We start from the raw sequence: 18,287 nt of genomic DNA on the forward strand, positions 1-18,287 counted from the left end.
GGCCTCGGCCTCAGAATTCCACCGTCGTCGAAATCTCGAACTGCCGCGGCTCGCCGACGGCGACGTAGAGGTTGTTCGCCGCCGACGGGTAGTAGGTGCGATCGAACAGGTTCTTCACGTTGAACTGGAAGCCGACGTTGTGGCCACCCAGCTTCGTGTCGTAGCTGGCGAAGGCATCGGTAACGGTATAGGACGGCAGCTCGAAGGAGTTGGCCGGATCACCCGCGCGCTTGCCGACGTAGCGCGGGCCGCCGCCCAGGCGCAGGTTGTCGCCGCCGAGGATCGAACCGGCGTCATACACAGCCGCCAGCGAGGCGGTTTCCTTCGCCACGTTCTGCAGGCGGTTGCCCTCCAGCTCAGGGTCCTCGGTCACTTCCGCGTCCAGCCAGGCGTAGCTGCCAAGCAGGCTCCAGCTCTCGGTCAATTGCCCGGTCACGTCCAGTTCCGCGCCATAGGAGCGCACCTTGCCGGCGGTGCTGACGCGGCTGTCGCCATTGGCATCGAGCTGGGTGACCATCACGTTGCGCTTGCGGATGTCGAAGAAAGCCAGGTTGGCAGTCACGCGGCCGGGAATGTCGAGCTTGCCGCCGACTTCCCAGGACGAAGCCTGCTCAGGCTGGATCGCCGAGTCGATCACCTCGCCGGTGGAGAGCGGCGCGATGGTGGAGTTGGGCTTGAACGACTGGGTGTAGCTGCCGTAAAGCGACATCTCGTCGTTGACCTTGTAGATCACCCCGGCGCGCGGCACCCATTTCTGCCCGCTGATGTCGGTGTTGGCCTTGAATGGCCGGCCGCGCCCGGCGTACTGGTCGTACATCTGGTAGCGCCCACCGGCCACCAGGATCCAGTGGTCATCCAGGTGCCAGGAGTCCTGCACGTACAGCGAATCGCTGCGCAGCTTGTCGGTCTGGTCGCTATCCGCCGGGCTGACGCGGGTGGCGGGGGAGATCTGCCCATAGACCGGATCGAGGTAGTTCAGGGTGGTGTTCCTGGTGTCACGGATCAGGTCGGCGCGGTAGATCTTGCGCTTCTCGCTGTCGATGCCGAAGGTCACTTCATGGCGGAAGCCGCCCAGTTGCAGGTCGCCGTTGAGCCCCGCGGTGGCGAAGCTGTCGCTGCTCACCGCGCCGTGGGTGCCGTCGACACGGCGCGTCACGGTGCCCTTGGCGCTGTCCACCTTGGTCACCCGCGCCTGGTTGTCGTTGTAGGTTTCGCGGGTCCAGCCGTAGGCGAAGTGCGCTTTCCAGGCGTCGTCGAGGCGATGCTCGACATCCAATCGGGTCAGATCGGAGCGGCCCTCGGTGATGTTGAACGGCTCGTCCAGACGGCGCGTACGCGGAATATCCAGCGGCTTGTTGGTGCGCGGGTCGATGGCAGTGCCGCGGTCGAACGGCGTCTTGAACTCGCGATGTTCGTAGCTGAGGTTGACCGTGGTGTCCTCGCCGAACCACGCCAGTGAGGGTGCAACCAGCGTTTCGCGCTGCTGACCGAAGTTGCGCCAGTAGTTCTCGTCCTGGTGATCGACGATCAGCCGGTAGGCCAGGTTGGTCTCGCCCAGCGGGCCGGTGGTGTCGACCTGCGCGCCGCTGCCCTGCTTGCCATGGGCATAGGTCGAGCCACGCAGGGTGACGGCGTTGTACTGCTGCAACTGTGGCTTCTTGCTCACCACGTTGACCACACCACCCGGGTCCTGGATGCCATAGAGCAGCGAAGCCGGGCCCTTGAGCACTTCGACATGATCGGCGGTGGCGGTGAGGTTGCGGCCCAGCACCGAGGGCAGCCCATCGCGCATGATCGAGCCGTCGCGGTTGTCACCGAAGCCGCGTTTCATCACCGCGTCCTGGGTGCCGCCGAGGGTGTTGGCCTGGGTCACGCCACTGATGTTGCCCAGCGCATCGTCGAGGTTGCGCGGCTTCTGGTCGCGCAGCGCCTGGGCCGGGACGGTGACGATGCTCTGCGGGGTTTCCAGCACCGGCGTGTCGGTGCGACCGATGGAGGCCACCGGCGCCGGCTGATAGCTGGTGGCAGCCGCCTGGCCGGTGACAGTGGTATCGGTGAGGCTGAGAGTGTCGGTGGGCAGGCGTTCCAGGGTCAGGGTGTGGCCGTCGAGGGCGCGGAAGCGGTAGCCGGAACCGGCAAGCAGACGGTCCAGCGCGTCACCGGCGCTCAGCTGTCCGGAGACCGCCGGGGCCTTCAGGTCATACGGCGCCTCATCGGTGTAGACCACGCTCAGGCCGGTCACCCGGCTGAACTCGTTGAGTGCCTGGGGCAGCGGCTGGGCGGCGATGGCGAAAGGGAATTTCACTTGCAGCGCGGAACTGGCGGCGGCTCCTTCCGCCCATGCGGCCGGTGTCGGCACGGTGGCCAGGGCAGTACCGAGCACCAAGGCGGCGAGCGGCTTCAGGGACAGTTCGGGGATAGCGCGGCGCAGCGGGGTCATCGGGGCTCACTTGCTCGAAAGGGTCGATTCCACATGCGAATAACTCGCATTCATGACCACTACACGGAGCAGCCGCCTCGGTACCTCACCCCTTTTTCGAAAATATTTTCGCGCTCAACGAATCAGCACGAAACGCCCCAGCAGCGGCTGCTGGCGGAAGCCCACCACCGCTTGCAGCGAATCCAGCGCGGCCTGCGGGTCGCTGCTGCGGAAACTGCCGCTGACCCGGCGCTGCGCCAGCTCCTGGTCGAGCAGCAGGATGCGGCCCGGATAGTAGGTGCCCAGACGTGCCAGCACCTCGCCCAGCGGCGCGCGGTAGAAGGTCAGCCAGCCCTCCCGCCAGGCCAGCGCGGCCTGGGCGTCGGCGGGCTGAGCATTGCCCAGCTTCGTGCCATCGATGCCGACGCGTTCGCCCGCACCGAGTACCACTTCCGGCCCCCCGACCGCATGACTGCCACGCACCGAGACGCGGCCTTCAGCGACGGTCACGCGGGTCTGCTCGCCCAGGCGACGGACTTCGAACTCGGTGCCCAGCACCCGCGCCTCGCCTTCGCCCGCCCGCACCACGAAGGGCTTCGGCAGGTGCTTCACGGCGAAGGACGCGGCGCCGCGCAACAGGTCGACGCGGCGTTGCTCGCCCTCAAGGGACACGGCGACGGCGCTGTCGGCATCCAGGGTCAGGCGCGAGCCGTCGTCCAGGGTGACCTCGCGCACTTCGCCCGGCGCGCTGACGTAATCGGCCGAGAGGTCGGTGACCCAATCGCCCGGCGACCACCAGCCGCCGACCCAGAGCATCAGCAGCAGGCAGGCGGCGCTGGCCAGCGGATAGCACCAGCGGCGGGGATCAACCCGCGTGCGGCGGGTAGCGGGGCGGTCCATCTGCGCCAGATAGGCGTTCAGGGCATCGCCCTCCTCCGCTGCCAGCCGTTGCGCCGGTACGGCGCTGGCCCGCCACAGTGCATCGACTTCGGCATAAGCCCTGGCATGCCGGGGATCAGCCGCCAGCCAGGTCTGGAAAGCCCCCAGCCAGGCTTCTCCGCCGCGATCCTGCAAGCGCAGCAGCCACTGGCGCGCCTGACGCTGGGCGTCCTCGGGCGAGGTGGCGATAACGGGCTTCATCGGTCGGCGGCTCCACGGCGAACAGCCGGCTCGGCGGGCTCCAGGCTCGCCTTGCAGGCATCGAGGGCGCGCATCATATGTTTTTCCACAGCGCTCTGGGAAAGCCCCATGGCCGTGGCGATCTCGCCATAGGTGCGGCCGTGCACGCGGCTGAGCAGGAAGATGTGGCGGGTGCGCTCAGGCAACTGGCGCAGAGCGTCTTGTATGAGCTCCAGTGTGGCGCCGGCCTGCACCGCCTGTTCGGGCGATGGCTGCGCGTCGTCGTCATCGGGCAGCAGCGCGCTCAGGGTGCGGCCGCGCGAGTCCTCGCCGCGCAGGTGATCGATGGCGAGGTTGCGCGCGCTGCGCAGCAGGTAGCTGCCCAGCTCCTCCACCGGCGCCTGCGGGCGCTTCCAGAAGCGCAGGAACAGATCCTGCACCAGGTCCGCCGCGGTGGCGCGGCAGCCGACGCGGCGCTGCACCAGGGCCTCCATGCGCGGGCGCTGGGACAGGAACACCTGCAGGAAGTCCTCGCGCGGCAGCGCCTCGGCGGGCGCCGGGGCGTCCGCGGCGCGGGAGTCGGCCGGGAGGTCAGGATGGGACATCTTCAGATGCAGGCTCGCCAGCGGTCCGCACCGAAGACGGCGCGAGGGAAAAACCCTGGAAAGCCGCAAATGATAATGCTTATCAAATAAACGGAACAGCCCCGGTCGTCCGCCTCGCAAGGCGGATCAAGGCGTCTCGTCCAGCCCCAGGCCGCCTTCGAGCTTGCGCCACAACAGGCGGATCTGCGCCTTGCGCACCAGGGCGCAGCGGTACAGGCGGATTTCCTGCGGGACGATCCAGTGCGGGCCGCCGCACAGCGCCAGCTCGCCGCGCGCCAGCTCGGACTCCATGCTCAGGCGCGGTACCCACGCCACGCCCATGCCCTGCAGCGCCATGCTCTTCAGGCTGTCGGCCATGGCCGTCTCATAGACGGTGGTGTAGCGCAGGTTGCGCTGGCGCAGCAGCAGGTTCACCCCGCGACCGAGGAAGGCCCCGGCGCTGTAGGCCAGCAGCGGCACGCTCTGGCCGCTGTCCAGGTCGTAAAGCGGCACGCCGGCGGAGTTCACCGCACACACCGGCAGCATCTCGGTGCGCCCCAGGTGCAGCGAGGGGAAGACTTCCGGATCCATCTGCAGCGCAGCGTCCGGGTCGTAGAAGGCCATCATCAGGTCGCAGCCGCCTTCGCGCAGCAGGTGCACCGCTTCGCCGACGTTGGTCGCCACCAGGCGGCTGGCGATGTTCAGGCCCTCGGAGCGCAAGCGCGAGATCCATGCCGGGAAGAAACCCAGCGCCAGGGAGTGTGCGGCGGCGAACTGAAGCACCTCGCCCTGCCCGCCCTCCAGATGGTGCAGGTGGCGCACCACCTGGCCGAGCTGCTCGACCACCGCGCGGGCGGTGACCAGGAACAGTTGGCCAGCCTCGGTCAGTTCGATGGGCGTGCGCTGACGGTTCACCAGGGTCAGGCCGAGGGCATCCTCCAGGCTGCGGATGCGCCGGCTGAACGCGGGCTGGGTGACGAAGCGCTTTTCAGCGGCCTGGGAAAAACTGCGGGTGGTGGCCAGGGTGCTGAAATCTTCCAGCCATTTGGTTTCGAGGTTCACGTCAACTCCAACGCTGTCACACGTTGATCGATTGGTCAGGAGCCGGGCGCGCGTAGCACAGTCATACGCTCGTCGTCATCAATTCGTCACAGGGTACATTATGCCGTTCGTGCATGAGACAGCCTTTAACAGCATTGGCCGACGAAAGGCGAAATCCTTAGTCTACCGGGCATCGCGGCACTGGCCGTGTTCCTTTGAGACAATCTCTGTCATGTCCCCTGTTGCATCGTTCCGCATCGAGAAAGACCTCCTCGGCACCCTCGAAGTACCTTCTGACGCCTACTACGGCATCCAGACCCTGCGCGCTGTGAACAACTTCCGCCTCTCGGGCGTGCCGCTGTCGCACTACCCGAAACTGGTCGTCGCCCTGGCGATGGTCAAGCAGGCGGCAGCCGATGCCAACCACAAGCTCGGCCACCTGCCGGCAGACAAGCACGCCGCCATCAGCGAAGCCTGCGCCCGTCTGATCCGTGGCGACTTCCACGACCAGTTCGTGGTGGACATGATCCAGGGTGGCGCCGGCACCTCGACCAACATGAACGCGAACGAAGTCATCGCGAACATCGCGCTCGAAGCCATGGGCCACGCCAAGGGTGAGTACAAGTACCTGCACCCGAACAACGACGTGAACATGGCGCAGTCGACCAACGACGCCTACCCGACCGCCATCCGCCTGGGCCTGCTGCTCGGCCACGACACCCTGCTGGCCAGCCTCGATAGCCTGATCCAGGCCTTCGCCGCCAAGGGCGTCGAGTTCGCCGGCGTACTGAAGATGGGTCGTACCCAGCTGCAGGACGCGGTGCCGATGACCCTGGGCCAGGAGTTCCACGCCTTCGCCACCACCCTGGGCGAAGACCTCGACCGCCTGCGTCGCCTGGCGCCGGAACTGCTGACCGAAGTGAACCTCGGCGGCACCGCGATCGGCACCGGCATCAACGCCGACCCCGGCTACCAGAAGCTGGCCGTCGAGCGCCTGGCTGAAATCAGCGGCCAGCCGGTCGTCCCGGCCGCCGACCTGATCGAAGCCACCTCCGACATGGGCGCCTTCGTGCTGTTCTCCGGCATGCTCAAGCGCACCGCGGTCAAGCTGTCGAAGATCTGCAACGACCTGCGCCTGCTGTCCAGCGGCCCGCGCACCGGCATCAACGAGATCAACCTGCCGCCACGCCAGCCGGGCAGCTCGATCATGCCGGGCAAGGTCAACCCGGTGATCCCGGAGGCCGTGAACATGTGCGCCTTCGAAATCATGGGCAACGACCTGGCGCTGACCATCGCCGCCGAAGGCGGCCAGCTGCAGCTGAACGTGATGGAGCCGCTGATCGCCTACAAGATCTTCGACTCGATCCGTCTGCTCCAGCGCGCCATGGACATGCTGCGCGAGCATTGCATCACCGGCATCACCGCCAACGTCGAGCGCTGCCACCAGCTGGTGGAGCACAGCATCGGCCTGGTCACCGCGCTGAACCCGTACATCGGCTACGAGAACTCCACCCGCATCGCCAAGATCGCGCTGGAAACCGGCCGCGGCGTTCTGGAACTGGTTCGCGAAGAGAAGCTGCTGGACGAAGCCACCCTGGCCGACATCCTGCTGCCGGAAAACATGATCGCCCCGCGCCTGATTCCGCTGCGCGCCTGATCACCCGCCCGGCGCGAGCCGGGCACGTCTCACCGGTTGAGGGGGAGTATTCCTCCCTCACCTTTCAGGGATTGGTTACCCCCGGTCCCTTCTTTTATGCCCGGCGCGGCGGACTTGTCCGAAGCGCCACGTCTCACCGGTTGAGGGGCCTTGCGGCCCACTCTCCTTTAGAAGGGACACCGCTTACCCCGGTGTCCCCTTTTTTTTGCCTGAAATTTGGACATGGCGGAAAACATCGCGGACGGAGTCTGCTCCTGCGCAGTTTCAGGTTTCGTAGGAGCGGACTCCGTCCGCGATTGGCATGAATCGCACCAGGAAACGCGCGAGGATCAATCCTGCCGTTGCAGGTGATCGAGAATCCGCCGGTTGAGGGCAGCGATACGCTCCACGGCGTCCGCCTCGTCGCACTCGGCATCCGACGCGCCCAGCTGACGGGCACAGAGGTTGAGCGCGGAAAGCACCATCAGCTCATTGCTGGTGACGTAGGGGAATTTCTTCTTGCTGGCGGTGATTTCCGCCTGCAGCAGCGCGGCCGCATTCTGCAGCCGGCGCTCTTCACCGGCCGGCGCCCGGACGCTGTACTCGCGTCCGAGGATGCGCAGGACGCGGACGCCGTCGCCACTCATGCGTGGGCGCGGCTGTCGCTGACGCGGCGGACCAGCGCCTGCAGACGGGTGGCGGTCGCGTTGTGCTTCTCTTCCTGCTCCATCAGGGACAGTTGCAGGCTGTCGTTTTCCTCACGGGCCTTGAGCAGCTCTTCACGCACGGCGGCGTTGTCCTGCACCAGCACTTCGTTCTGCTGCAGCAGTTCGGCGACCAGCTGTTCAAGTTGTTCGAGGGTGGAATCGAGCATGGGAGCCTCCGCAAAGCTTTTCAAAGGGTGCGGAGGATAAAGAAAGGGGCGCGGCGGGGCCAGCGGAAACGGCGTTCTTCTGACAAGCCGTATGCTGTCAATTCAATAGCTTACGAGGTAATTCTCGTGTTATTTCAATGTCTTCCTTGCCCCAGTACGCGTTTGGACCCGCCCATCGCGGACAAAGTCCGCTCCTACGGCAAATGCTGAGCGTAGGAGTGGACTTTGTCCGCGATCGGTATCAGGCCACTCCGTACTCAAACACGAATGACGCCCTCTTCGCGCAGCAGCTTGAAGATCGCCTCGGCGCCCGCTTCCGGCGTGACGTCATTGAGCACCTGCCCGGTGCCGCCGGAAGCCTTGGCGGTGGCGGCTTTCATGCGCTCGGCGCCGGTCTTCGCCTTGATGACTTTCAGGCGTTTGGGCCGTGGGCGCGCCGGTTGCAGGTTGCCCTCGGCGAGCAGCGGGTCATCGACCACTTCCACCTCATGGGCTTCCAGGTAGCCGCGGCGGGCCGGACCGAACGCGCTCTGGCGCGCCACAGGCGCGGCATTGTCGACGCTGGCGACAAAGGGCAGACGTACCTTCAACCGGCGCCGCTGGCCACGGGGCAGGGCTTGCAGCACCTGGGCGCTGCCGCCGTCCACTTTCTCCACTTCCGCCAGGCCGACCACCAGCGGCCAGCCCAGACGCTCGGCCAGCAGGAAGGGCAGCATGCCGGAGCCTTCGCCGGTTTCCGCCTGGGTGCCTGTGAGCACCAATTGCGCGTCGCTGTCGCCCAGGTAGGCCGCCAGTGCCGGCAAAGCGTCGGCGCCAGCGGGCTGCTCCAGCACGGCCAGCTCGTCTAGGCCCATGCCGAGGTAGCCGCGCAGCGCTTCTTCCCCGGCGTCGCCGGCATGCACCACGCGCAGGCGCTTGCCGGCGAGGCTCATGCCCAGCTCTACCGCGCGCGCATCCTGGTCGGCGCGGCGCGCGCGACCGGAGGCCGGGTGGGCGCCGATGGAAACCAGAGCGACGATGTTCAGGTCATTCATGCTGAAATCTCGACGTAGGGCGAATAACGCTGCGCGTTATTCGCCGATTTGGCCGTGATGGCGGACAAAGCCTTCGGCTTCATGCGCCCTACCGGGGAACTCAACTCAGGCCGCATCGCGCGCCGCTCCATTGCGATGGGCCTCGGCCAGGGCCATCAGTGCCTTGAGGATCGCCGTGGAATCGCCGATCACCGAGAGGTCGGCGCGTTTGATCATGTCGCAGCCCGGGTCCATGTTGATCGCCACCACCTTGTCGCAGGAGCCGATGCCCTGCAGGTGCTGGATCGCCCCGGAAATACCCACCGCCAGATAGACCCGCGCGGTGACCCAGGTACCGGTAGCGCCGACCTGGCGGGCGCGCGGCATGTGGCCGTCGTCCACCGCCACGCGGGAGGCACCTTCGGTGGCACCCAGCGCCACGGCGGCGCGGTGGAACAGGTCCCAGTCCTTCACGCCATTACCGCCGGAGAGGATGAACTCCGCCTCGGCCATGGGGATCTGCGCCGGGTCCACGGCCACCGGGCCGAGGTCTTCGATGCGCGGGAGGTTGCGGGCGACGCTGGAATCCAGTTCGACCGCGCGGGCTTCGTGGCGGGTTTCGCTGACCGGCTCGGCACACTCGGCGGCGGCCAGGATCAGGCGTGGCAGCCCACGGTGCAGGTCCTGCTGGCCGGCGCCGGCACGGCCGACGCAGCGCTCGCCTTCGGCCTGCCAGACGCGGGTCGCCGGGCGCTCGCCGAGGCTCGCGGCCAACCGGCGGCCCAATTCGCCGCCACCGCTGCGGCTGTCGGGCAGCAGCCAGTGGCGCGGGGCAAACTGACTGTTGACCGAACGCAGCGCCAGCACCCGTTGTTCAGGGGCGTAGCCGTCATACTCGTTGCCTGCGATCTGCAGCAGGCGGTCGACGCCAGCGGTATCGAAGGCGGGTTCCTTGTGTTCGCCGAAGATCACGGCCAGCACCGCGCCGTCATTTCCTGCGAGCTTGCGGGCCAGGCCCAGCAGGTCGCGGTCATGACTGGAAAGGCGGCCGCCGACCATGTCCGGTACCACGGCGATCAGGAAGGCCGGTTGCTCGATCGTCACCAGCGGCAGCTGCACCACTTCCGGCGCGCTGCTGCGCTTGCCGCCGGTGCCCTGCTGGCCACCGGAACGGTCGATGCGCTTGACCCCGTTGGGGCCGATGAAGCCGACCGCGTGCGGATTCTTGCGGATCACGCCATTGGGGCCCATCCAGCGGCTTTCGCCTCCCTGGGCGGACTGCATGGCCGCGTGCAGCGGGTGCAGGCGGTTGCGGGCGATCCACTCGGCGCGGGGATCGCGGCGGATGATGTCGCTCATGGCTGGACCTCCAGCGCGAAGGTGCTTTTCGTAGGAGCGAGCTCGCTCGCGAACGGGTCAGCACCGAATTTCGGGCGGTTCGCGAGCAAGCTCGCTCCTACAGGTTCAATTCCGCAGGGGCGGGTATCCATCAATGCACCTCCACCGCTTCTTCACGGCGCGCCAGCGAGGGCTTTTTTGCCGGCACCTCGGTGGCCTCGATGAGGACCTCGGCGACCAGTTCGGCGATGTCCTTGATCTCCGGACGCGGGGCGACCACGCCTTCGAGCATCGCGGTGCACTGCGGGCAGCCCACGGCCACCAGCTCGGCGCCGGTCTCCTTGATGTCGGCCATGCGCATGTCGGGAATCCGCTGCTTGCCGGGGATGTCGGTGATCGGCGCACCGCCGCCACCGCCGCAGCAGCGCGAGCGGAAGCCGGAGCGCTCCATTTCCTTCACCTCGATGCCGATCGCCTTGAGCACATTGCGCGGCGCTTCGTACTCGCCGTTGTAGCGGCCGAGGTAGCACGGGTCGTGGTAGGTCACGCTGTCGGCCTTGCTCTGGCCGAGGTTCAGCGAACCCTTCTGCACCAGCTCGTCGATGAAGGTGGTGTGGTGCAGCACCTGGTAGTTGCCGCCGAGGGCGCCGTACTCGTTCTTCAGAACGTGGAAGCTGTGCGGGTCGCAGCTGACGATGCGCTTGAAGCGGTACTTGGCCAGGGTGGCGATGTTGCGCTTGGCCAGGGTCTGGAAGGTCGCCTCGTCGCCCAGGCGACGGGCCACGTCACCGCTGTCGCGTTCTTCCAGGCCGAGCACGGCGAAATCGACATGGGCGGCCTTGAGGATCTTCACGAAGGCGCGCAGGGTGCGTTGGTTGCGCATGTCGAAGGCGCCGTCGCCGACCCAGAACAGCACGTCGGCCTGCTGCTTGTCGGCCAGCAGCGGCAGGTTCAGGTCCGCCGCCCAGTTCAGTCGGCCGCCGGGGGCGAAGCCGCCGGGGTTGTCGGTGGCGATGAGGTTTTCCAGCACCTCGGCGCCCTTGTTCGGGGTCGCGCCCTTTTCCAGGGTGAGGTGGCGGCGCATGTCGACGATGGCGTCGACGTGCTCGATCATCATCGGGCACTCCTCGACGCAGGCGCGGCAAGTGGTGCAGGACCACAGCGTCTCGGCGTCCACCAGGGCCTTGCCATCGAGCGCGACGATCGGCTGGTGCGGACCACCGCTGTGTTCGCCCAGCGGTTTGCCCGGATACGGGGAGCCGGCGAAGTTCGCGTCATTGCCGCCGGCCAGGCCGATGACCATGTCCTGGATGAGTTTCTTCGGGTTCAGCGGCTGGCCAGCGGCGAAGGCCGGGCACATGGCCTCGCACTTGCCGCACTGCACGCAGGCGTCGAAGCCGAGCAGCTGGTTCCAGGTGAAGTCGGTGGGTTTCTCCACGCCCAGCGGCGCCATGGGGTCGGCCAGGTCCAGCGGCTTGAGGCCGGTGGAGCGACCGCCACCGAAGCGCTCGGCGCGGCGGTGCCAGGCCAGGTGCAGGGCGCCGGCGAAGGCATGCTTCATCGGGCCGCCCCAGGTCATGCCCAAGAACAGCTCGGACACGCCCCAGGCCACGCCGACGGCGAGGATGGCAGCGAGGAACCAGCCGCCGAAGCCTTCCGGCAGGATGCCCGCCACCGGCAGGGTGGCGATGAAGAAGCTCGCCGAGAACATCAGCAGGCTCTTCGGCAGGCGCATCCACGGGCCTTTCGACAGGCGCGACGGCGGGTCGAGACGGCGCTTGGCGACGAACAGCGCGCCACAGAACATCAGCGCGGTGGCGGCCAGCAGGGCGAAGCCGAGGATGCGGCTGTGCAGGCCGAAGCCGTGCACCAGGATGGCCAGCAGCGCGGCGGCGACGAAGCCGCCAGCGGTGGCCACGTGGGTCTTGGACATGTACTTGTCGCGCTCGACCACGTGGTGCAGGTCCACCAGGTAGCGGCGCGGCATCTTCAGCAGGCCGCCGATCCAGTCGACCTGGGCGGGCCGGCCACGACGCCACATCGAAAAGCGCTTCACGGCGCCCAGCACGGCGAGGCCGAGGGCGGCGAACAGCAGGATGGGGAGGAGGATGTTGAGCATTTCTGGTCTCCCTACGGGACCTCAGGGGGCACTGGGCAAGCTCCCTTTCCCGCTGGCGGGAGAGGGCGGGGGGAGAGGGTCTTCCCGGTCGGCCCGGTCACTCGGCCCACCGCCCTCTCCCCGCCCCTCTCCCTGAAGGGAGAGGGGGCTGTCCGTGCCTGCCGGACATCACAAGGCGTGTCTTAGAAGTCCTTGCACAGACGCAGTGCGTCATAGATCGCCGCGTGGGTGTTGCGCTGGGCCACGCAGTCGCCGATGCGGAACAGCAGGTAGCCGTCGCCCGGTTCGCTGAGGCACGGCTGCGGCTTGATCGCGAACAGCGCCTCGACGTCGATCTGGCCCTTGTTGCGCGAGCCCTGCTTGAGCGCGTAGTACAGGCTCTCGTCCGGACGCACGCCGTTCTCCACGACGACCTGGTCGACCACCCGCTCCTCTTTGGCGCCGGTGTATTCGTTCTCCAGCACCGCCACCAGCTTGTCGCCCTCGCGGTAGACCTTCTCCAGCATCAGGTCGCCGGTCATGATCACTTCCTTGGGGTACATGCTGCGGTAGTAGGTCGGGAAGGTGGTGCCGCCGATGGCCACGCCCGGCTTGATGTCATCGGTGACGATCTCGACCTGGGCGCCCTTGTCGGCGAGGAAATCCGCCACCGACATACCGCTGAATTCGCAGATGGTGTCGTAGACCAGCACGTTCTTGCCCGGCGCGACCTTGCCGTCGAGGATGTCCCAGCTGCTGACCACCAGCCCTTCGGCGGCGCCCCAGTGCTCGTTCTGCTCCAGGAACGGATGGCCGCCGTTGGCCAGCACCACCACGTCGGGGCGCAGGTCCAGGATGGTGTCGGCGTCCGCGCCGGTGCCCAGACGCAGGTCGACGTTCAGCCGCGCCAGCTCCAGCTGGTACCAGCGGGTGATGCCGGCGATCTGGTCGCGCTGCGGGGCTTTCGAGGCGGTGGTGATCTGCCCGCCGAGCTGGTCCTTCTTCTCGAACAGGGTCACGTCGTGGCCACGCTCGGCGGCGACGCGCGCCGCTTCCATGCCGGCCGGGCCGCCACCGACGACCACGACCTTGCGCTTCACGCCGGTGGTCTTCTCGATGATGTGCGGCACGCCCATGTATTCACGGGAGGTGGCGGCGTTCTGGATGCACAGCACGTCCAGGCCCTGGTACTGGCGGTCGATGCAGTAGTTGGCGCCGACGCACTGCTTGATCTGGTCGACCTGGCCCATCTTGATCTTGGCGATCAGGTGCGGGTCGGCGATGTGCGCGCGGGTCATGCCGACCATGTCCACGTAGCCGCCTTCGAGGATGCGGGTGGCCTGGTTCGGGTCCTTGATGTTCTGCGCGTGCAGCACCGGTACGTTGACCACTTCCTTGATGCCGGCGGCCAGGTGCAGGAAGGGCTCCGGCGGGTAGGTCATGTTCGGGATGACGTTGGCCAGGGTGTTGTGGGTGTCGCAGCCCGAGCCGACCACACCGATGAAGTCGATCATGCCGGTGTCGCTGTAGTACTTGGCGATCTGCTTCATGTCGTCATGGGTCAGACCGTCCGGGTGGAATTCGTCGCCGCAGATGCGCATGCCGACGCAGAAGTCGTCGCCGACCTCCTTGCGCACGGCCTTGAGCACCTCCAGGCCGAACTTCATGCGGCCTTCGAAGGTGCCGCCCCACTCGTCGGTCCGCTTGTTGACGCGCGGGCTCCAGAACTGGTCGATCATGTGCTGGTGCACGGCGGACAGCTCGACGCCGTCCAGGCCGCCTTCCTTCGCCCGGCGTGCCGCCTGGGCGTAGTTGCCGATCACCCGCCAGATCTCTTCCGGCTCGATGGTCTTGCAGGTGGCGCGGTGCACCGGCTCGCGGATGCCGGACGGCGACATCAGGGTCGGCCAGTTGAAGCCGTCCCAGCGCGAGCGGCGGCCCATGTGGGTAATCTGGATCATGATCTTGGCCCCATGCTTGTGCATGGCGTCGGCCAGGTTCTGGAAGTGCGGGATGATGCGGTCGGTGGAGAGGTTCACCGAACTCCACCACTCCTGCGGGCTGTCGATGGCGACCACGGAGGAACCGCCGCAGATGGCCAGGCCGATACCGCCCTTGGCCTTCTCCTCGTAGTACTTCACGTAGCGCTCGGTGGTCATGCCGCCATCGGTGGCATACACCTCGGCGTGAGCGGTGGAGAGCACGCGGTTGCGGATGGTCAGCTTGCCGATCTGGATCGGCTGGAACATTGCCTCGAAAGCCATTGCGGCATCCTCACGGGATCAGAGGTTTCTTGTTGTGGTGGCGGCCCTCGGGCCGCCCGTGCCGAAGTCGTGGATCAGAGGGGTTTGACGACGAACAAGCCGTCGTCATGGCCTTCCTCGGCGCCGCTGTAGACCTGCTCGGCCACAGTGCGGATGTCGCTGCCGCGCGCCTGGAGGATCTGGTCCATGGCGCCGGCGAACCAGCCGGTGAACATGTAGTCGACCTTGCGGTTGACCTTGCCGTAGACGTAGACGAAGGCCGAGTGCTTCAGGCGCACCTGGGCCGTGCCCTTGTCGAGGTCGATCTGCTCGATCTGGAACAGGCCCCAGCCGCGCTGGGACAGGCGCTTCATGTAGTGCTCGAAGACTTCCACACCGACCAGGCCATGGCACTCGGCTTCCTTCTCGCACCAGTGCCAGGCGGATTTGTAGCCGGCCTTGTAGAGGATTTCGGCGTAGCGCTCGGCGCCCAGCTCTTCCTCGATACCCATGTGGTTGTTGACGAAGAAGTGCCGCGGTACGTAGAGCATCGGCAGGGCGTCGGTGGTCCAGACGCCGGTTTCGCTGTCGACTTCGATGGGCAGTTCGGGGGCGTGTTTGGCCATGGCGGCAAGACTCCAGAATTTGTGTGTGCGATTGCGCTCTCCCCAGCCCTCTCCCAGATGGGAGAGGGAGCTATCCGTGCATGCGGACGGTCAGGTGCATGCCGGCGGCTCTGCTCCCCTCTCCCGCTTGCGGGAGAGGGGCTGTGGGGAGAGGGCGCTGTTGAGGTTGAATCACTCGCCCCAGACGTCCTTCAGGACGCGGACCCAGTTCTCGCCCATGACCTTGCGCACCACGCGTTCGGGCATGCCGCGCTTGAGCAGGGTCTCGGTGAGGTTGGGGAATTCGCCCACGGTGCGGATGCCCAGCGGGTTGACGATCTTCCCGAAGTTGGTGAGGCGGCGGGCGTAACCCTTGTCGTGGGTCAGCCACTCGAAGAAGTCCTGGCCGTGGCCCTGGGTGAAGTCGGTGCCGATGCCGATGGCGTCCTCACCGACGATGTTCATCACGTACTCGATGGCTTCGGCGTAGTCGTCGATGGTCGAGTCGATGCCCTTGGCGAGGAAAGGCGCGAACATGGTCACGCCGACGAAGCCGCCGTGGTCGGCGATGAACTTCAGTTCGGCGTCGGACTTGTTGCGCGGGTGTTCTTTCAGCCCCGACGGCAGGCAGTGGGAATAGGTGACGGGCTTCTTCGACTCGAGGATGACTTCCTCGCTCGTCTTGGAACCGACGTGGGACAGGTCGCACATGATGCCGACGCGGTTCATCTCCGCGACGATCTCGCGGCCGAAGCCGGAGAGGCCGCCGTCACGCTCGTAGCAGCCGGTGCCGACCAGGTTCTGGGTGTTGTAGCACATCTGCACGATGCCCACGCCCAGCTGCTTGAAGACCTCGACGTAGCCCAGCTGGTCCTCGAACGCATGGGCGTTCTGGAAGCCGAAGAGGATGCCGGTCTTGCCCTGCTCCTTGGCCTTGCGGATGTCGGCGGTGGTGCGCACCTGCAGCACCAGGTCGCTGTTGTCGCGGATCAGCTTGCTGCTGGAGACGATGTTGTTCACCGTCGCCTGGAAACCTTCCCACACCGACACGGTGCAGTTGGCGGCGGTCAGGCCGCCCTTGCGCATGTCCTCGAACAGCTCGCGGTTCCACTTGGCGATGATCAGGCCATCGATGACGATGCTGTCGGCGTGAAGTTCGGCTGGGCTCATCTTGGCGTCTCTCTATTCAGGCAAGGCTGGTGCGGCGGGACTTGTGCCGACGCTTTGCAGGCAGGATATCCCTGCCCCCGCAGGCGACCCGGTTCGAAAACGACCAGGGTCATACCGAAAGCGTCAACCTCGCGACATGGGCGACAGCGTTTGCGTCGCGCAGGAGAATGCGTCCCGCACGAAGGCTCGGAAGCCGCGGATTACAGAATAAGGAGGTGGTTCAGAGCCGAGACGCAGGATGGCGTGGAGCGCAGCGATACCCATCAATTTGCGATCGCGGGCCGCGCCGATGGGTATCGCAAGCTCCACCCATCCGACAACGAGCCCACAGGTAACCTTTGAGCGAAGCCATTCAGAGCGTGAGGCGAATCAGTCAGCGCTTGCGCCAGCAGGCGAAGAGGTTCCACGCCACCAGGCCGGTGACGAAGGCGGAGCTGCTGTAGAAGAGCATGGCGTCCAAGTGGATTCCTCTTCAACGACAGCGCCCCCGCAAAGGGGGCGCTGGGTGGCGGGGTCTTACTTCTCGGCGACCAGGCGGGCGTGGGCGGATTCCTCGCCCAGGTTGTTCAGCATGCGCTCGCTGTACCAGTCGAGGAAGTTGATCACGCCGAACTCGTAGGTCTTGGAGTACGGCCCCGGCTGGTAGGCGGTGGAGTTGATGCCGCGCTGGTTCTCTTCGGCCAGGCGACGGTCCTGGTCATTGGTGGCATCCCAGACTTCGCGCAGGCGCGCCACGTCGTAGTCGACGCCTTCCACCGCATCCTTGTGCACCAGCCACTTGGTGGTGACCATGGTCTGCTGCGCGCTGATCGGCCACACGGTGAAGACGATCAGGTGGTCGCCCATGCAGTGGTTCCACGAGTGCGGCAGGTGCAGGATGCGCATCGAGCCCAGATCCGGGTTCTGGATGCGGCCCATGAGCTTCTTGCTGCCCTGCTTGCCGTCCATGGTCATGGACACGGTGCCCTGCAGCAGCGGCATGCGCACGATGCGGTTGCGCAGGCCGAAGCTGGCGTGGGCGTAAGGAATCTTCTCCGCTTCCCAGGCCGTGGTACAGGCCGCGACCTGGTCCTTGAACGCCTGACTGGCACGCGGGTCGGTGACGTCGTCCCACTCCAGCAGGGTGTTCAGCAGCTCCGGGTGCGAACCGTTGCAGTGGTAGCACTCGCGGTTGTTCTCCAGCACCAGCTTCCAGTTGGCCTTTTCCATCAGCGTGGTCTGCACCGCGACCTTGGTGTTCTCCATGTCGTACGGCTCCATGTAGTGCTCGAGCGTACGCAGGAAGTCATCGATGGCCGGCGGGTTCTCCGACAGCGAGATGAAGATGTAGCCGCCGGCGGTCTTCACGTTCACCGGTTTCAGGCTGTAGTCCTTCATGTCGAAGTCGGCGCCCATCTCGGTGCCGGCGAACAGCAGGCGGCCGTCCAGTTCGTAGGTCCACTGGTGGTAGGGGCAGACCAGCTTGGCGACCTTGCCCTTGTCGCTGACGCACAGGCGCGAGCCGCGATGGCGGCAGACGTTGTGGAAGGCATGGATCTGCCCTTCCGCGCCGCGCAGGACGATCACCGGGTTGTCGCCGATCTGCAGGGTGAGGAAGTTGCCCTTGGCGGGGATCTCGCAGGTCATGCCGGCGATCAGCCACTCCTTGTGGAAGATCTCCTGCATGTCCAGCTGGAACAGGCGCTCGTCGTTGTAGAAGGGCTGCGGCAGCGAGAAGCTGTGATCGCGGCTGCGCAGCATCTCGGCGGTGGCCTTGCGGGCCGGCTCCAGCGGATCGCCCAGACTCAGGGTAGTGGTGACGTCCATTGCTAGTCCTCATGCCGCAGCCGGGTCGGGCTGCCGGCGGAAATAAGTGGCTGATACGGTTTGCCACGCAGGGCATGTGCGGTGGGTGCCAGGCGCGCCGAGTGCGCCGTTTCCCGCCGTCTCGCTCAACCTTGGGGGTTGCTCGGCATGGAGCTGAGTGTGGGGCCGCAGCCCCGGATTACCCTTATCCATGGGCGACACGGCCAGATCATTTCCCGACGCGCAACGGCACGTCCCAGGCGGCAGGTCGCGATAAGCATGCAAATGTCGCTGGCAGGTAAATGCAGCGGCCATCCTCGTGCACACAATCCGCCCCATCAGGCATGCCGAAAGGCCGCGTG

Annotated in this window: 14 protein-coding genes; 1 reads left to right on the forward strand and 13 read right to left on the reverse strand. The window is 66.3% G+C overall.

Going from position 1 to position 18,287, the window contains the following annotated elements:
• Positions 1-10: 10 nt before the first annotated feature.
• The 4 genes from MJ122_RS13080 to MJ122_RS13095 form a co-directional block, all read right to left on the reverse strand.
• Positions 11-2,440 carry a TonB-dependent receptor gene (locus tag MJ122_RS13080; RefSeq protein ID WP_239744468.1) on the reverse strand — a complete coding sequence of 810 codons (2,430 nt, stop codon included), beginning with the start codon at positions 2,438-2,440 and terminating at the stop codon, positions 11-13.
• Positions 2,441-2,554: 114 nt separating this feature from the next.
• On the reverse strand, positions 2,555-3,559 hold the full coding sequence (locus MJ122_RS13085; protein WP_239744469.1) for a FecR family protein: 1,005 nt from the start codon (positions 3,557-3,559) through the stop codon (positions 2,555-2,557).
• On the reverse strand, positions 3,556-4,143 hold the full coding sequence (locus tag MJ122_RS13090; protein WP_239744470.1) for a sigma-70 family RNA polymerase sigma factor: 588 nt from the start codon (positions 4,141-4,143) through the stop codon (positions 3,556-3,558). The genes MJ122_RS13085 and MJ122_RS13090 overlap by 4 nt, the downstream gene beginning before the upstream one ends.
• Before the next feature lie 126 nt (positions 4,144-4,269).
• Positions 4,270-5,184 carry a LysR substrate-binding domain-containing protein gene (locus MJ122_RS13095; protein ID WP_045214108.1) on the reverse strand — a complete coding sequence of 305 codons (915 nt, stop codon included), beginning with the start codon at positions 5,182-5,184 and terminating at the stop codon, positions 4,270-4,272.
• A gap of 211 nt (positions 5,185-5,395) precedes the next feature.
• On the opposite strand from MJ122_RS13095, the gene aspA reads away from it, so the two are divergent.
• Entirely contained in the window at positions 5,396-6,820 is a 1,425-nt protein-coding gene (gene aspA / locus MJ122_RS13100) for an aspartate ammonia-lyase (protein WP_017521564.1), read from the forward strand.
• Between the two features lie 329 nt (positions 6,821-7,149).
• Here the strand turns inward: aspA and MJ122_RS13105 are convergent, their stop codons facing one another.
• The 9 genes from MJ122_RS13105 to gbcA form a co-directional block, all read right to left on the reverse strand.
• Positions 7,150-7,446, reverse strand: a complete 297-nt coding sequence (locus MJ122_RS13105) for a cell division protein ZapA (RefSeq protein WP_017521563.1) — start codon at positions 7,444-7,446, stop codon at positions 7,150-7,152.
• Positions 7,443-7,673, reverse strand: coding sequence for a hypothetical protein (locus MJ122_RS13110; RefSeq protein WP_088420839.1), 231 nt, complete (start codon positions 7,671-7,673; stop codon positions 7,443-7,445). The genes MJ122_RS13105 and MJ122_RS13110 overlap by 4 nt, the downstream gene beginning before the upstream one ends.
• A gap of 257 nt (positions 7,674-7,930) precedes the next feature.
• Positions 7,931-8,707: an electron transfer flavoprotein subunit beta gene (locus MJ122_RS13115; RefSeq protein ID WP_088420838.1), complete on the reverse strand. Its 777-nt coding sequence runs from the start codon at positions 8,705-8,707 to the stop codon at positions 7,931-7,933.
• 105 nt (positions 8,708-8,812) lie between these two features.
• Positions 8,813-10,045, reverse strand: coding sequence for an electron transfer flavoprotein subunit alpha/FixB family protein (locus tag MJ122_RS13120; protein WP_239744471.1), 1,233 nt, complete (start codon positions 10,043-10,045; stop codon positions 8,813-8,815).
• A 130-nt stretch (positions 10,046-10,175) separates the two neighbouring features.
• Positions 10,176-12,143 (reverse strand): dimethylglycine demethylation protein DgcB, encoded by a 1,968-nt coding sequence (gene dgcB / locus MJ122_RS13125; protein ID WP_239744472.1) that lies wholly within the window; start codon positions 12,141-12,143, stop codon positions 10,176-10,178.
• Positions 12,144-12,325: 182 nt separating this feature from the next.
• Complete coding sequence (gene dgcA, locus MJ122_RS13130; RefSeq protein ID WP_239744473.1) at positions 12,326-14,386, reverse strand: dimethylglycine demethylation protein DgcA; 2,061 nt, start codon at positions 14,384-14,386, stop codon at positions 12,326-12,328.
• A gap of 74 nt (positions 14,387-14,460) precedes the next feature.
• On the reverse strand, positions 14,461-14,991 hold the full coding sequence (locus tag MJ122_RS13135) for a 4-vinyl reductase (RefSeq protein WP_015479613.1): 531 nt from the start codon (positions 14,989-14,991) through the stop codon (positions 14,461-14,463).
• Between the two features lie 171 nt (positions 14,992-15,162).
• Positions 15,163-16,140 carry a dipeptidase gene (locus tag MJ122_RS13140; RefSeq protein WP_017521556.1) on the reverse strand — a complete coding sequence of 326 codons (978 nt, stop codon included), beginning with the start codon at positions 16,138-16,140 and terminating at the stop codon, positions 15,163-15,165.
• 516 nt (positions 16,141-16,656) lie between these two features.
• Complete coding sequence (gene gbcA / locus MJ122_RS13145; RefSeq protein WP_088420834.1) at positions 16,657-17,946, reverse strand: glycine-betaine demethylase subunit GbcA; 1,290 nt, start codon at positions 17,944-17,946, stop codon at positions 16,657-16,659.
• Positions 17,947-18,287: the final 341 nt, after the last annotated feature.

It is taken from the genome of Pseudomonas sp. DP-17 (assembly GCF_022380625.1).
Taxonomy (GTDB): domain Bacteria; phylum Pseudomonadota; class Gammaproteobacteria; order Pseudomonadales; family Pseudomonadaceae; genus Pseudomonas; species Pseudomonas nitroreducens_A.

What these genes read in the sequence shown, in the direction of transcription:
- MJ122_RS13080 (WP_239744468.1), bottom strand. Translation starts at nt 2,440, where the DNA reads ATGACCCCGCTGCGCCGCGCTATCCCCGAACTGTCCCTGAAGCCGCTC.
- MJ122_RS13085 (WP_239744469.1), bottom strand. Translation starts at nt 3,559, where the DNA reads ATGAAGCCCGTTATCGCCACCTCGCCCGAGGACGCCCAGCGTCAGGCG.
- MJ122_RS13090 (WP_239744470.1), bottom strand. Translation starts at nt 4,143, where the DNA reads ATGTCCCATCCTGACCTCCCGGCCGACTCCCGCGCCGCGGACGCCCCG.
- aspA (WP_017521564.1), top strand. Translation starts at nt 5,396, where the DNA reads ATGTCCCCTGTTGCATCGTTCCGCATCGAGAAAGACCTCCTCGGCACC.
- MJ122_RS13105 (WP_017521563.1), bottom strand. Translation starts at nt 7,446, where the DNA reads ATGAGTGGCGACGGCGTCCGCGTCCTGCGCATCCTCGGACGCGAGTAC.
- MJ122_RS13110 (WP_088420839.1), bottom strand. Translation starts at nt 7,673, where the DNA reads ATGCTCGATTCCACCCTCGAACAACTTGAACAGCTGGTCGCCGAACTG.
- MJ122_RS13115 (WP_088420838.1), bottom strand. Translation starts at nt 8,707, where the DNA reads ATGAATGACCTGAACATCGTCGCTCTGGTTTCCATCGGCGCCCACCCG.
- MJ122_RS13120 (WP_239744471.1), bottom strand. Translation starts at nt 10,045, where the DNA reads ATGAGCGACATCATCCGCCGCGATCCCCGCGCCGAGTGGATCGCCCGC.
- dgcB (WP_239744472.1), bottom strand. Translation starts at nt 12,143, where the DNA reads ATGCTCAACATCCTCCTCCCCATCCTGCTGTTCGCCGCCCTCGGCCTC.
- dgcA (WP_239744473.1), bottom strand. Translation starts at nt 14,386, where the DNA reads ATGGCTTTCGAGGCAATGTTCCAGCCGATCCAGATCGGCAAGCTGACC.
- MJ122_RS13135 (WP_015479613.1), bottom strand. Translation starts at nt 14,991, where the DNA reads ATGGCCAAACACGCCCCCGAACTGCCCATCGAAGTCGACAGCGAAACC.
- MJ122_RS13140 (WP_017521556.1), bottom strand. Translation starts at nt 16,140, where the DNA reads ATGAGCCCAGCCGAACTTCACGCCGACAGCATCGTCATCGATGGCCTG.
- gbcA (WP_088420834.1), bottom strand. Translation starts at nt 17,946, where the DNA reads ATGGACGTCACCACTACCCTGAGTCTGGGCGATCCGCTGGAGCCGGCC.